This is a genomic window from Actinomycetospora sp. (assembly GCF_036497585.1).
Taxonomy (GTDB): Bacteria; Actinomycetota; Actinomycetes; order Mycobacteriales; family Pseudonocardiaceae; genus Actinomycetospora.
The window spans coordinates 1-14345 of the sequence record NZ_DASXJD010000040.1 but is presented as its reverse complement, the minus strand read 5'-3'; the positions used below and the strand labels follow the sequence as shown (position 1 = coordinate 14345).

11 protein-coding genes and 1 rRNA gene are annotated in these 14345 nt (G+C 74.5%); 8 read left to right on the top strand and 4 right to left on the bottom strand.

Annotated features, from left to right (window positions below; translation table 11 throughout):
• The 4 genes from rrf to VGH76_RS03675 form a co-directional block, all read left to right on the top strand.
• Window positions 1-76 (top strand): 5S ribosomal RNA (rrf, locus tag VGH76_RS28135); the annotation flags it as partial.
• 201 nt (window positions 77-277) lie between these two features.
• On the top strand, window positions 278-5266 hold the full coding sequence (locus VGH76_RS03685; protein ID WP_331555255.1) for an NAD-glutamate dehydrogenase: 4989 nt from the start codon (window positions 278-280) through the stop codon (window positions 5264-5266).
• A 15-nt stretch (window positions 5267-5281) separates the two neighbouring features.
• Window positions 5282-5725 (top strand): acyl-CoA thioesterase, encoded by a 444-nt coding sequence (locus VGH76_RS03680; protein WP_331555254.1) that lies wholly within the window; start codon window positions 5282-5284, stop codon window positions 5723-5725.
• Window positions 5722-6468, top strand: a complete 747-nt coding sequence (locus tag VGH76_RS03675; RefSeq protein WP_331555253.1) for a hypothetical protein — start codon at window positions 5722-5724, stop codon at window positions 6466-6468. The genes VGH76_RS03680 and VGH76_RS03675 overlap by 4 nt, the downstream gene beginning before the upstream one ends.
• On the opposite strand, the gene VGH76_RS03670 is transcribed toward VGH76_RS03675, so the two are convergent.
• The 3 genes from VGH76_RS03670 to VGH76_RS03660 form a co-directional block, all read right to left on the bottom strand.
• On the bottom strand, window positions 6465-7160 hold the full coding sequence (locus VGH76_RS03670) for a dienelactone hydrolase family protein (protein ID WP_331555252.1): 696 nt from the start codon (window positions 7158-7160) through the stop codon (window positions 6465-6467). The genes VGH76_RS03675 and VGH76_RS03670 overlap by 4 nt on opposite strands.
• 96 nt (window positions 7161-7256) lie before the next feature.
• On the bottom strand, window positions 7257-7640 hold the full coding sequence (locus VGH76_RS03665; protein WP_331555251.1) for a globin: 384 nt from the start codon (window positions 7638-7640) through the stop codon (window positions 7257-7259).
• A gap of 36 nt (window positions 7641-7676) precedes the next feature.
• Window positions 7677-8738, bottom strand: coding sequence for a mechanosensitive ion channel family protein (locus VGH76_RS03660; RefSeq protein WP_414637663.1), 1062 nt, complete (start codon window positions 8736-8738; stop codon window positions 7677-7679).
• A 175-nt stretch (window positions 8739-8913) separates the two neighbouring features.
• Here VGH76_RS03660 and VGH76_RS03655 point away from each other — a divergent pair, with 175 nt between their 5' ends.
• From VGH76_RS03655 to VGH76_RS03640, 4 genes are all read left to right on the top strand, one after another.
• Entirely contained in the window at window positions 8914-9597 is a 684-nt protein-coding gene (locus VGH76_RS03655) for an HNH endonuclease (protein WP_414637662.1), read from the top strand.
• A 96-nt stretch (window positions 9598-9693) separates the two neighbouring features.
• Window positions 9694-11157 carry an amidase gene (locus tag VGH76_RS03650; protein ID WP_331555250.1) on the top strand — a complete coding sequence of 488 codons (1464 nt, stop codon included), beginning with the start codon at window positions 9694-9696 and terminating at the stop codon, window positions 11155-11157.
• A gap of 69 nt (window positions 11158-11226) precedes the next feature.
• Window positions 11227-11475 (top strand): hypothetical protein, encoded by a 249-nt coding sequence (locus VGH76_RS03645; RefSeq protein WP_331555249.1) that lies wholly within the window; start codon window positions 11227-11229, stop codon window positions 11473-11475.
• 49 nt (window positions 11476-11524) lie between these two features.
• The gene (locus VGH76_RS03640; RefSeq protein WP_331555248.1) at window positions 11525-12031 is read left to right on the top strand and encodes a DUF5130 family protein; all 507 of its coding nucleotides are present in this window, start codon (window positions 11525-11527) and stop codon (window positions 12029-12031) included.
• A gap of 54 nt (window positions 12032-12085) precedes the next feature.
• Here VGH76_RS03640 and pepN read toward each other — a convergent pair.
• A partial coding sequence (gene pepN / locus VGH76_RS03635) for an aminopeptidase N (protein ID WP_331555247.1) occupies window positions 12086-14345 on the bottom strand: 2260 nt, incomplete at its 5' end.

The following is a 14345-nucleotide window of genomic DNA, read 5'->3' as shown; positions in this document are numbered from 1 at the left end:
GAACCCGGAAGCTAAGCCCTCCAGCGCCGATGGTACTGCGACCGCCAGGTCGTGGGAGAGTAGGACACCGCCGGAACACCCAACCACCCCCACCACACACCAGCCCCCACCCCACACCAGGGGCGGGGGCTGACGTGTCTCCGGGGCCGGAATCGAATGAGAAGGATTCCCCTGGTCGGCGGAACCCGATGGCCCCTCCTCGCCTCGTTACAGTGGCCGCCGTGTCCCTGAGGTGCCGAGTTCCGAGGCTGTCGCCGTTCCCGTCGGGGGCGGGCGCATGACGAGCACCGAGGCGCGCGCGAACTCCGCGGCCGAGGCCCTCCGGCGGACGGCGACCGCACAGGCCGACGACCCGGAACTGGTCGAGCTCGCGGTCCACTACTTCAACCGGGTCCCCCCGGAGGAGCGGGTCGACGACCCCTCCGAGGCCCTGTCGATCGTGCGGGCCCACCGGAGCCTCGCCCGCCTCCACGTACCGGGGCAGCCGGTGACCGCGGTGCTCGGGGCCGGCGCGGAACCGGGACCGGACGGCACGATGCCTGACCCGGACCGGGTCTTCGTCCTCGTCGTCACCGAGGACATGCCCTACCTCATCGACTCGGTGATGGCCGAGCTCGCGCGGACCGGCACCGTCGTGCACCGCGTGGTCCACCCCCTCGTCGTCGTCCGGCGCGACGGTGACGGCGCGCTGCTGGAGATCCTCACGGGCGCCGACCCGGCGGCCCCACCGGCCGGGAGCGTGGTCGAGTCGTGGATGAACCTCGAGCTCGAGGCGGACGCCGGGTCGGAGTCGGTCCGCGAGCTCGCCACCGACCTGCACGACCGGCTGTCCTCGGTGCTCGCCGACGTGCGCGACGTCGTCGAGGACGCCGACACCATGCTCTCGAAGGCCCGCGCGCTTGCCGACGCGCTGGAGTCGACGCCGCCCCCGGTCCCCGAGCACCGCACCGACGACACCGTGGCCCTGCTGCGGTGGTTCGCCGACGGCAACCTCACCTTCCTCGGGTACCGCTACGAGTCCGTGGACGAGCTGGCCGGCACGGCGGCGGACGACCCTCCGGGGCTAGGCATCCTGCGCCGGGACAGCGCCGCCGCGCGCGCCCTCACCGCGGGGCCCGACCTCGCCGAGCGGGAGGCGCTCGCGCCCGAGGTGCTCGCCGAGGCCTCGGCCCCGGACCGGACCGGGACCGACGACTCCGCGCTGCTGGTACTCACCCGGGCGAGCGCCCGCTCGACGGTGCACGAGCCCGTGCACCCGCTCTACGTGGGCGTGCGGGACTTCGGCCCCGACGGCGAGGTCGTCGGCGAGCACCGCTTCCTCGGCGTGCTCACCGTCGCGGCCCGCAGCACCGACGTCACCCGCATCCCCGTGGTGTCGCGCCGGGTCCGCGAGGTGATCCGGCAGACCGAGCTGCCCGTCGAGTCCTGGTCCGGGCAGCGGATGCTCGAGGTGCTGCAGACCTACCCGCGCGCCGAGCTGCTCTGCACCGACCGCGCGTCGCTGCTCGAGACCGTCACCGGCGTGCTCGCCCTCGCCGAGCGCCGCAAGGTGCGCCTCTTCCTGCGCCGCGACCGCTGGGGGCGCTACTTCTCCGCGATGGTGTACCTGCCCCGGGACCGGTACACCACGGCCACCCGGCTGCGGATGCAGCAGCTGCTCCTCGAGCGCCTCGAGGGCGCCGACATCGAGTACACGGCCCGGGTGACCGAGGACCAGCTCGCGCTGCTGCACGTCACGGTCCACACCGGGCAGCGCGAGCCGGTGCGCCCCGACGTCCCCGCGCTGACCGCGGAGCTCGCCGAGGCGGCCCTCACGTGGAACGACCGGCTCCGCGCGGCCGCGGGCCCGACCGAGCGCGCCGCGCTCGCCGCCGCCGTCGCCGAGCCGTTCAGCCAGGCCTACCAGGAGGACTTCACCCCCGAGCAGGGCCTCGCGGACCTGCTCGTCCTCGACGGCCTGGAGGGTCCCGACGACGTCGCCGTCCGGCTCTACCAGCCCGCGGACACCCCGGCGGACGACGGCGCGGGGGACCACCGCCTCAAGCTCTTCCTCGTCGGCCGGCGGATCACGCTGTCCTCGGTGCTGCCGGTCCTGCGTTCGCTGGGTATCGAGGTCATCGACGAGCGCCCCTACGAGGTGCGGCGCAGCGACGGCGAGGTCGGCTGGGTCAACGACTTCGGGCTGCGCCTCCCCGACCACGGCGCCGGCGCCGGCGCCGCCGCCGTCGTACCCGGCCCCGACGACGACCTCACCGACCGGTTCGCGGATGCGTTCACCGCGGCGTGGCGGGGCCGCGTGGGCACCGACGGCTTCAACGAGCTGGTGCTCTCGGCCGGGCTGAACTGGCGTCAGACGGCCCTGCTGCGGGCCCTCGCCCGCTACCAGCGCCAGCTCGGCAGCCCCTATGGCCAGAGCTACATCACCGACGTCGTCGGTGCGCACGCCGAGGTCGCGGTCGGCCTCGTGCGCCTCTTCGAGGCCCGCTTCGACCCCGACCTCGCCCCCGACCCGGCGCGGTACCCGAACGGGCGCGACGACCTCGTCGCCGAGCTGGACGCCGAGGTGGAGGCGGCCATCGACGCCGTCACCGGGCTGGACGCCGACCGGATCCTCCGGGCGATCCTCGGGCTGGTCCGCGCCACCCTGCGCACGAGCTTCTTCCTGCGCGACGCCGACGGCGCCCCGCGGGAGTACGTGGCCCTCAAGATCGAGCCGTCGCGGGTCCCCGGGATGCCCGAGCCCTACCCGGCCATCGAGACCTTCGTGCACTCCCACCGGGTCGAGGGCGTCCACCTGCGCTTCGGCCCGATCGCCCGGGGTGGTCTGCGCTGGTCCGACCGGCTCCAGGACTACCGCACCGAGATTCTGGGCCTGGTGAAGGCGCAGGCGGTGAAGAACGCCGTCATCGTGCCCGTCGGGGCGAAGGGCGGCTTCGTCGTCAAGCACCCGCCGGCCCCGACCGGGGACGCCGCCGCCGACCGCGACGCCCAGCGCGCCGAGGGCGTCGCCTGCTACCGGATGTTCGTCTCCGGGCTGCTCGACCTCGTCGACGACCGCGAGGGCCACGCCGCGGACTCGCCGTCCCGGACCCCGGAGCGCATGGTGCGCTACGACGGCGACGACACCTACCTCGTCGTCGCCGCGGACAAGGGCACGGCGACCTTCTCCGACATCGCCAACGGGGTCGCGAAGGAGTACGGCTTCTGGCTCGGGGACGCGTTCGCCTCGGGCGGGTCGGTGGGCTACGACCACAAGGCCATGGGCATCACCGCCCGCGGCGCGTGGGAGTCGGTGCGCCGCCACTTCCGCGAACTGGGCCGCGACGTGGCGACCGACGAGATCACCGTCGTCGGGGTCGGGGACATGTCCGGCGATGTGTTCGGCAACGGCATGCTGCTCTCCGAGCACCTGCGCATCGTCGCCGCGTTCGATCACCGCCACGTCTTCCTCGACCCCGACCCCGACCCGGCCGCGTCGTTCGCCGAGCGCCGCCGGCTCTTCGAGCTGCCCCGCTCCTCGTGGGCCGACTACGACGAGTCGCTGATCAGCAAGGGCGGCGGGGTGTACCCGCGCACGCTCAAGCGGATCCCGGTCTCCGACGAGGTCGCCGCGGTCCTGGGCATCGACCCCGACCCGGTGGGACCCGACCCGGCCACGTTGATCCGCGCGGTCCTGCGGGCGCCGGTGGACCTGCTGTGGAACGGCGGGATCGGCACCTACGTCAAGGCCTCCGACGAGACCCACGCGGACGCCGGCGACAAGGGCAACGACGCCGTCCGCGTGGACGGGGACGAGCTGCGGGTCGCGGTCGTCGGGGAGGGCGGCAACCTCGGGCTCACCCAGCGCGGGCGCATCGAGTACGCCCGCGGCGGCGGCCGGGTGAACACCGACGCCGTCGACAACTCCGCCGGCGTCGACTGCTCCGACCACGAGGTCAACATCAAGATCCTGCTGGACTCGCTGGTGGAGCGCGGCGAGCTGGCCGAGGAGCGCCGCGACGAGCAGATCGCCGCGACCACCGAGGACGTGGCTTCCCTGGTGCTGGCCGACAACGTCGCCCAGAACGACCTGCTCGGCGTCGCCCGAGCCCACGCCGCGGACATGCTCAACGTCCACGAGGCCCTCGTCCGGGACCTCGAGAACCGCGGCGAGCTCGACCGCGAGCTCGACGTGCTGCCCGACACCGAGGGGTTCGAGGCGCGCCGCGTCGCCGGCGAGGGGCTGTCGTCCCCGGAGCTCGCGACGCTCATGGCGCACGTGAAGCTCGACCTCACCGAGTCGCTCGCGCACACCGAGCTCCCTGACGCCGAGGTGTTCGCCCGCCGGCTCCCGTCGTACTTCCCGACGGTGCTCTCCGGCACCTACCCCGACGCCGTCGCCGCGCACCCCCTGCGCCGGGGCATCGTCACGACGATGCTCGCCAACGAGGTCGTCGACGGCGGCGGGCTGTCCTACGTGCACCGGCTCGTGACCGAGGTGGCCGCCACCCCGTCCGACGCCGTGCGCGCCTACCAGGTCGCCACCCGGGTGTTCGGGCTGGACACCCTGGCCGCCGACATCGCCAAGGCCACCGCGGAGGGGCTGCCGACCGCGGTCGCGGACAAGCTGACGCTGGCCGCGCGCCGGCTGCTCGACCGGGCCTCCCGGTGGCTGCTCACCCACCGCCCGCAGCCGCTGGCCGTGGGCGCGGAGACCCAGCGGTTCTCGGCCACGGTCGCAGCGCTCGACCCCCGGGTCCCGACGATGCTGCGCGGGCTGGAGGCCGAGGGGCTCGCCGAGCGGGTGCAGGACATGGTGGACCTCGGCGCGCCGTTCGGGCTCGCGGACCGAGCGGCCGGTGGCCTCTACAGCTTCGGGCTGCTCGACGTCGCCGAGATCGCCGAGATCGCCGAGGCCGACCACGACGGCGACCCGGAGGACACCGTCGCGGTGGCGCAGCTCTACTACGCGCTGTCCGACCACCTCGGGCTGCACGGGCTGCTGACCGCCGTCGCGGGGCTCTCCCGCCAGGACCGGTGGGACGCGCTGGCCCGGCTCTCGCTGCGCGACGAGCTGTACTCCTCGCTGCGGGCGGTCACCCTCGACGTCCTGGCCCACACCGACGACACCGAGACCGCCGACGAGAAGATCGAGCACTGGGAACAGGCCAACGCCTCGCGGCTCACTCGGGCCCGCAGCGGGCTCGCCGAGATCGCGCGGTCCGGGCGCAGTGACCTCGCGACGGTGTCGGTCGCGGCCCGCCAGATCCGCAGCATGGTCCGATGAGGAAGGGAGTGGCCCGTGACCTATGACGTGGACGTGCCGCTGCGCTGGTCCGACCAGGACCCGTACCGGCACGTCAACCACGCCAAGGTCGTCACCCTGCTCGAGGACGCGCGGGCGGTGCTCCTCTTCGACGCGGCCGCCCGCGAGGGCGTCGCGGCGTTCGAGGCGGGGCTGCTCGTCGCGAAGGTCCAGGTCGCCTACCGCCGGCCCATTCCGTGGCACCCGCGCGGGGTGCGGGCCCGGATGTGGTGCGAGCACGTGCGGGCGGCGTCGTTCACGGTCGGCTACGAACTGCTCCTGCCCGACCTCGCGAACGGCTCCGACGGCGGCGCCTGGGACGCCGCGAAGCCCGCCGTCACCGCCGACACCCAGCTGGTGCCCTACGACCTGGCCGCCGAGCGGCCGCGGCGGCTCACCGCGGAGGAGCGGTCCTTCCTGGACCGCTACGTGGTCACGTGACCGGGCCGAACGGGGCGGGGGCGGCGGTGTCGGGCACGCGACCGGCCCGGGCCCGGCTGACGGTGCCGGACCGGGCCCAGCGCGAGGACCTCGCGGAGTTCGTCGGCCGCGCGGTGCGCCTCGACGGGGGCGTGGTGGTGCGCCTGCGGGCCCGGCCGGGGGCGGCGTCGTCGGAATCGGCGTCGTCGGAGGTGCCCGGCGAGCCGGACGCGGTCGAGGCCTTCGCGGCGACGCCGTTCGACGCGCTCGTCACCCGCAGCGCGCCGGGCGGGCTGGTGCCGGGCGACGTCACGGTGGTCGGGTCGGACCTGCTGGCGGCGCTCGCGGTCGCCGGGGGGCCGTCGGTCGAGCCGGGCACGCCGGTGGACGACCGCTGGCGCGGCCCGCTGCCCCCGCTGCGGCCCGACCGGCGGTGGGAGGTCGTGGGCGACGTGCCCGCCGCGGAGCTCGGGGGTCTCGCCGAGCGCGGCGTCGCGGCCGCCCGGGCCGGTGACCCGAGCGGGCGGCCGAGCGCGGCGCTGCTCGACCAGGTGGTGCTCACCGTGACCGGCGACGCCTCGGGGACCGAGGTCCGGGTCCCGATGCGGTGCGTGTTCGCGCTGTCGGGGATGGGCTTCGTCGGGACGGGATGCGGCGACGACGAGGCGGTGCGGGTCTCGACCGACGGCGGGTGGCTGCGCCTGGACACCCGCGGCGGCGCGGTGGTGCGCCGCCGCCGGGCCCAGCTGCCCCTGCTCGCCTAGCGGAGGTTGCTGCGCAGGAAGTTCAGCGTCTCGTTCCAGGCGATCGTGGCCTGCTCCGGGTCGTAGGTGCCCAGGTGGTCCTCGTCGTTGAAGAACGCGTGGCCCGCCGGGTAGAGCCGGAAGTCGGGACGGCGGCCCGCCTCGGTCTCGATGCGGTCCGCGAGCGCCTTCACCGCGTCCGGCGTCGCCATCGTGTCCTGCTCGCCGAAGTGGCCGAGCATGGGCGCGGAGAGGTTCGCGAAGCTGGGGTAGTCCTCGCCGAGCACCCCGTAGAACGGCACCGCCGCGCCGATCTTGTCGCCCTGCTGCGCGGCCAGGACCATCACGAACCCGCCGCCCATGCAGAACCCGACGGCGCCGACCTTGCGACCGACGACGGCCTCGTGATCGAGCAGGTAGTCCACGGCGCCACCGAGGTCGGTGGCCGCCCGGTCGACGGGCAGCTCAGCCATCAGCGTGCCGGCCTCGTCGGCGTCGTGGGTGGTGGTGCCGCCGTAGAGGTCGGGGGCGAGCGCGACGAAGCCCTCGGCCGCCAGCCGGTTGGTCACGTCGGCGATGTGCGAGGTCAGGCCCCACCACTCCTGGATGACGACGACGCCGGGGCCCGCGCCGGACTCGGGCAGCGCGAGGTAGCCGTGCGCGGTGCCGCCGCCCGACGGGAAGGTGACGTTCTGCAGTGGGTTGTCCGCCATCACTGCATCAGATCAGCTCGGCCCCGGCACCGCGCGACGACGGCTGGGGCGCCGCGAGGGACGAGCGGCGACACAGCGCTCGTCGTGCGCGACAGCTCAGAAGCTCTTGTTCATCATGCTCATGGCGGCCATCTCCATGTACTCCCAGATCTGGCGGTGGCGCTCGGGCTCCAGCTGCGCCTCGTCGACGGCCACGCGCATGCAGCGCAGCCAGGCGTCGCGCTCGAGCGGGCCGATGGGGAACGGCGCGTGGCGCATCCGCAGCCGCGGGTGCCCGCGCTGCTGGGAGTAGGTCTGCGGGCCACCCCAGTACTGCTCGAGGAACATCCGGAGCCGCTCCTCGGCGGGGCCGAGGTCCTCCTCGGGGTAGAGCGGGCGCAGGACCGGGTCGTCGGCGACCTGCTCGTAGAACCGGTGGACGATCTGCGCGAACGTCGCGTGGCCGCCGACCGCGTCGTAGAAGGTCTGGGGACTGCTCACACCCACCACCGTCTCAAATCCCCGCGCACCGTGCCCTCAGCGCCCGGCCGCCGGGGCCGCGGAACCGAACGGGGTCGGGGCGGGGACCCCGGCCTCGTCGAGGGCCGACTTGACCGCACCGGCCACGGCGCGCTGCACCGCCCACTGCTCGCCGGGCCGGGTGCGCACCGTGAGCCGCAGCAGGATCCCCTCGGCGGTGACCGACTGGACGCCGAGCATCTCGGGTGGGGCGAGCACCTTGGAGGCGACGGTCGGCTCGGTGCACTCCTCGGCGGCGGCCTGCCGCGCCAGGACCGAGGTCTCGTCGACGTCGGCCGAGTGCCCGACCGGGATGTCGATCACCGCGACCGAGTAGCCCTGGCTGGAGTTGCCGACCCGCAGCACCTCGCCGTTGCGGACGTACCAGACGGTCCCGGCGATGTCCCGCAGCGTCGTCACCCGCAGCCCGACGGCCTCGACGGTGCCGCTGGCCTCGCCGAGGTCGACGACGTCGCCGACCCCGTACTGGTCCTCGAGCATCATGAAGATGCCGGAGAGGAAGTCCCGGACGAGGTTCTGGGCACCGAACCCGATGGCCACCCCGACGACGCCCGCCGACGCGATGATCGGTGCCAGGTTCACGCCGAACTCGCCGAGGACCAGCACGAACGCCACGCCGTAGACCAGCAGCGTGGTGAACGAGCGCAGCACCGACCCGATCGTCAGCGCCCGCTGGCTGCGGCGCTCCACGATCTGCGGGGCGGCCTCGCGCAGGCTCGCCGCGGCGCGATCGCGCAGGGGCCGCAGGATGCGCGGCACCCGCCCGGTGCTCGCCCCGCTGGTGAGCCGCCGGATGCCGCGGTGCAGCGCGTACCGCAGCAGCACGGCGACGACGACGATGAGGGCGACGGTCGTCGCGTGCCCGACGATCGCGTCGGACGAGCGGGAGAGCCACCCCGCGTGGGTGTACTGGAACACCCGGGCGCACAGCGACCCGCCGTCCCGCGCGCACGCCGGGGCGTCCACCGGGACCGACGGGAGCACCGAGGTCGTCGGCGTCGGGGTGGGTGTGGGTGGCGGGACCTGCGCGGTGACGTCCATGCCGGCGGCGGTCAGCACGGCGCCGACGATACGGGGACCCCTCGCGCCCGCGGTGGCAGGTCACCTCCGGCGCCCGCTCGGGAACGAGGAGGTGAACCGTGTCGTATCACGGGTGCACAACGGGCCGTGATGTGGTCGACTGTGCCCACTCTCGGTGGGAGGTGGTCGTGTGCCCGAACGACAACCCAGGACCGTGACGCCGCTGGTCGGCGGGGTCCGAGCGCGCGGCGGCCGTGAGTCCGCCGCCGGTCCGGTCGAGGCGATCCCGATCGCCGCTCCCGCCCCCGTACCGCTCACCCCGCCCGCCCCCGACGCGGGCGACGTCACGGTCACCGTCCGACCGGAACCGCCCGCGCCCGCCTGGGGCCGTCGGCGGGTCCTGCTCCTCAACGCCACGTACGAACCCCTCACCGCCCTCCCCCTGCGCCGCGCGATCGTCCTGCTGGTCTGCGGCAAGGCCGACGTCGTCCACGGCGACCCGACGGGCCTGGTGCTCCACTCCGCGGCCGGCTCCGTCGAGGTCCCCTCCGTGATCCGGCTGCGGGTCTACGTCCGGGTGCCCTACCGGGCCCGCGTCCCACTCACCCGGGCCGCCCTGATGCACCGCGACCGCTTCCGCTGCGCCTACTGCGCGGGCAAGGCCGAGACCATCGACCACGTGGTGCCCCGCAGTCGCGGCGGCACGCACACCTGGGAGAACTGCGTCGCGTGCTGCGCGCGGTGCAACCACAAGAAGGCCGACAAGCTGCTCGCCGAGCTGGGCTGGCCGCTGCGCACCATGCCGACCGCCCCGCGCGGCCGTCACTGGCGCCTGCTCGCGGGCCTCGTCGACGCCGACCCGCAGTGGCTGCCCTACCTGGGGGAGACCGCGGCCTGACCGGGGGCGAGCGGAGCGACGGGGAGAGACACCGGGGGCGAGCGGAGCGACGGGGACAGGGCGACGCCGCCCGCGCCGCGCGGCATGATCGCGGCCGTGAGCGACCTGCACGAGCTGTCCGCCCTCGAGACCGCGGCGGCGATCCGCCGCGGGGACGTCGGCGTCCTCGACGTCGTCGACCACGCCCTGGACCGGGCCGGGACCCTCGGCGCGCGCCTCGGTGCCTTCGCCGTCCTCACCCCGGACCGCGCCCGCGAGGCCGCCCGGTCGCTGGACGCCGCGCTCGCGCGGGGCGAGGTGGCCGGGCCGTTGTACGGGGTGCCGACGGCGATCAAGGACCTGACGGCGACGGCGGGTGTGCCGACAGGGCGCGGGTCGGTCGTGACGCGGGGGTGGGTGCCCGAGCAGGACGACGACCTCGTCGGGCTGCTGCGCGACGCGGGCACCGTGAGCTTGGGGAAGACGGCGGTGCCGGAATTCGGCCTGCCCTGCTACACCGAGCCCGCCGGGGCGCCGCCCGCGGTCACCCCGTGGGACCCGACGCGCTCGGCCGGGGGTTCGTCGGGCGGGGCGGCAGCCGCGGTCGCGGCCGGCGTGGTGCCGGTCGCGCAGGGTTCCGACGGCGGCGGCTCGATCCGCATCCCCGCCTCGCTGTGCGGGCTCGTCGGGATCAAGACGACCCGCGGCCGGGTGCCGGCCGGACCGGCGGGTGGTGACCCGGCCGGGCTCTCCGTGGCCGGGCCGCTGGCGCGCACGGTGGCCGACGCGGCGGCGCTGCTCGACGCCCTGGGCGGCGACCGGACCTGGCCCGGGGAGCCGTTCGTGCCCGTCGCGCCGCCGTCGGGGGGCCACCTCGGGGTCGCGCAGGGCGCGCCCGGGCCGCGTCGCCGGATCGGGCTCACCACCACCCCGCCGTTCGGGGATCTCTCGGGCCTGCTCGGGCCGGTGGCGATCCCCGCCGTGGTCGACCCGGTGTGCGCCGCGGCGGCCGAGGACACCGCCGCGGTGCTGGCCTCGCTCGGGCACGTCGTGGAGCCGGTCGACGTGCGCCTCTCCGACGAGGCGATCGCCGCGTTCCTGACGTTGTGGGCGGTGCTCGCGCTCGCCGACCCGGTCGCGCCGGAGGACGAGGAACGCCTCCAGCCGCTGACCCGGCTGCTGCGCGCCCGCGGGCGGGAGGTCGGGCCGATGGCGGCGCTCGGGGCGCTGCACGCCGCGCAGGTCGAGACCCGGCGGGTCGTGGCGGCGCGGGCCCACCTCGACGCGGTGCTCACGCCGTCGGTGGCGCTGCCGCCGCGCCCGGTGGGCTGGTTCTCCGCCGACGGGCCCGAGACCGACTTCGCGCGCCAGGTCGCGTTCACCCCGTGGACGGCGATCGCGAACCTGACCGGGGAGCCCGCGATCGGGCTGCCGCTGGGCTGGCCCGTGGTGGACGGCACGACGCTGCCGGTCGGGGTGACGCTGCGGGGGCGCCGCGGCGAGGAGGCGCTGCTGGTCGCGCTGGGCGCCGAACTGGAGGCCGCGCGGCCGTGGGCGGGCCGCCGTCCGCCGGTGTGGTGAGGGCGTTCGACCGACGAGTGAGGGTCTACGACACGACGTAGCAGCGGGTTTCCACTACGGTTCGCACACGTGAGACCGATCGACACCATCCTGATCTACGGCGTGATCCCGCTCGTGGTCCTGGCGCTGCTGTTCGCGGCCACGATGCAGCGGTCGGGCCGCAAGGCGGCGCGCTACCGCGTCGGGGACGACTGGCCCCACGAGCCGCTGTGGTGGATCGGCAACCCCAAGGGCACCCACCTGCCCGTGCCGACCGTCGACGCCGTCGGCACCACCGCGACCCGCACGGCCCGAGGAGGCGCACGTGGCACCTGGTGAGACCGCAGGGGCGGGAGACGGAGCGCAGCGGAGCTCGACCATCGAGAAGGTGGACCACCCCCAGGGAGGCCCGGGGGAGACCCCGGCGGTGACCGGCGCGGGCCTCGCGGAGGAGCCGGTCTCCGGCCACTCGCGCATCCCGACCTCGTCCGGCCGGATCTCCGAGGCCGCCGAGGTCCACGCCGAGGACGAGAAGGTCCCGTTCTCGCCGTCGCAGCTCTCGCGCATCGACGAGGCCCTCACGCGGACCTCGGCCGAGACCGGGCTGCTGTTCACGGTGTACGTCGGCGCGCTCGGGGGCCGCTCCCGGGAGCAGGCCGAGGAGCTGCACGCCGCGCTCGGGGAGTCGGCGTCCGACGCGGTGCTGGTCGCGGTGTCGCCGGGAGAGCGGGTGGTCGAGGTCGTCACCGGCGAGGAGTCCTCGCGGCGGGTCGACGACCAGGGCGCCAAGATCGCGGTCGGCTCGATGGTCTCCCGGTTCACCGAGGGCGACCTGGTCGGCGGCATCGTCGAGGGTCTGCGGGTGCTCGGGGACCACGCCGGGAGCAGGCACTAGCGTGCCATGTGAGCGGATTTGGTCGTCTGGACGACCAAATCCGCTCACAGGGGACTACGCCCCCTGGTCGAACTCCCGCGCCGCCAGCGCCCGGACGATGCCCGCGCGCCCCTCGGTGACCAGGCGCCGCAGCGCGGCCGGGTGCTCGTCGGCCAGCCAGCGGTCGGCCGCCTCCACCGTCGCCGGCTCCACCGCCCACGAGGGGAAGAGCCCCTGCACCATGGGCTGCGCCTGCTCCGACGAGCGCCGGCCCCACACCTCGTCGACCGCCGCGAAGTACTTCTCGGTGTAGGGCTCGAGCAGCGCGCCCTGGGCGGGGTGCGAGAAGCCCATGATGATCGCGGCGTTGATCGCGTTCGGCAGCGAGTCGTCGTGGACCGCGCGCTCCCAGGCCGTCGCCTTGGCCTCCGGGGTCGGCACGAGCGCCCGCGCCCGCTCGGCCATCCGCAGCCCGGTCGCGGTGTTGTCCCGCGCCAGCTCGGCCTCGACCTCCACCGCGCCCACGGCCCCGTGCGCGACGAGCGCGTGCAGCAGCCGCCAGCGCAGGTCGGTGTCGACGGTGAGCCCCTCGAGCGGCCGGCTTCCCTCCCGCCAGCCGATGATCGCCTCGAGCGCCTCCGGGGTGAGGACCGAACCGGCCAGCGAGTTGACCAGGGCGAGCTGGTGGTCCGAGCCGGGCTCGGCGCGCCTCGCGAGGTCGAGCAGCGTCGCGACGAACGAGGGCCACCCCTGCTCGACGGCCCACGCCGGGTCGGCGTAGGACGCGAGCGCGGTCTGGGCCTGCAGCAGCAGCCGCTGCACGACGCCGACCTCGGTCTCGGCCGCCAGCCCGTTCAGCACGAGGGTGACGAAGTCGCGGGCGCGCAGCTCGGCCTCGCGGGTCATCTCCCACGCCGCCGACCAGCACAGGGTGCGCGGCAGCGACTCGGCGATGTCGCCGATGCGGTCGATCAGCGTGGTCAGCGAGCGCTCGTCGAGGCGCATCGTGCAGTAGGTGAGGTCGTCGTCGTTGACCAGCACGAGCGCGCCGGCCTCGACCCCGATCAGCTCCGGCACCTCGGTGCGCTCGCCGGAGACGTCGAGCTCGGTCCGGTGCCGGCGGACCAGCTTGCCCGACCCGTCGTCGTCGTAGACGCCGACAGCGATGCGGTGCGTGCGGGTCTCGCCCGCGCCGGGACGTGCGCCGCCCTGGGTGACCTCGAAGGCGCGGTAGCGCCCGTCCTCGCCGACCGCGAACGACGGCGACAGCGAGTTCAGCCCCGTCGTGCGCAGCCACTGCGACGACCAGCCGGACAGGTCGCGGCCGGAGGCCTCGGTGAGGGCGCCGAGCAGGTCGTCGAACGTCGCGTTGCCGTAGGCGTGCCGGGAGAAGTAGAGGCGCAGCCCGGCGAGGAACTCCTCCTGCCCGACGTAGGCCACGAGCTGCTTGAGCACCGATGCGCCCTTGGCGTAGGTGATGCCGTCGAAGTTGACCTCGACGGCCTGCAGGTCGGGGATGTCCGCGGCGATCGGGTGGGTGGAGGGCAGCTGGTCCTGGCGGTAGGCCCAGGACTTCTCGACGTTCGCGAACGTCGTCCAGGCGTTGCGGTACTCGGTGGCCTCGGACTGGCAGACGACGCTCGCCCACGTCGCGAACGACTCGTTGAGCCACAGGTCGTCCCACCAGCGCATGGTCACGAGGTCGCCGAACCACATGTGCGCCATCTCGTGCAGGACGGTCTCGGCGCGGCGCTCGTAGAGGTAGCGGGTGACGCGGCTGCGGAAGACGTAGTCCTCGAGGAAGGTGACCGCGCCGACGTTCTCCATCGCGCCGGCGTTGAACTCGGGGACGAACAGCTGGTCGTACTTGGTGAAGGGGTAGGGCACCCCGAAGTTGCGGTGGTAGAAGCCGAAGCCCTGCTTGGTCTCGGTGAACAGCCGGTCGGCGTCCATGTGCTCGGCGAGGCTCGCGCGGCAGTAGATGCCCAGCGGGATCGTGCCGTGCTCGTCGGCGTACTCGTCGGTCCACTTCGCGTAGGGCCCGGCGACGAGGGCGACGAGGTAGGTCGAGATGCGCACCGTGGTCTCGAAGGCGTGGTGCACGGCGCCGGAGTCCAGCGTCGTCGTGGTGTCCTCCACGCCGTTGGAGATGACCACCCAGTCCGGCGCCGCGAGCGCGGTGAGGGTGATCGTCGCCTTGAGGTCGGGCTGGTCGAAGCAGGCGAACATCCGCTTGGCGTCCGCGGTCTCGAACTGGCTGTAGAGGTAGACGCCGCCGTCGACGGGGTCGACGAACCGGTGCAGGCCCTCGCCGGTGTTCATGTAGCGGCAGTCG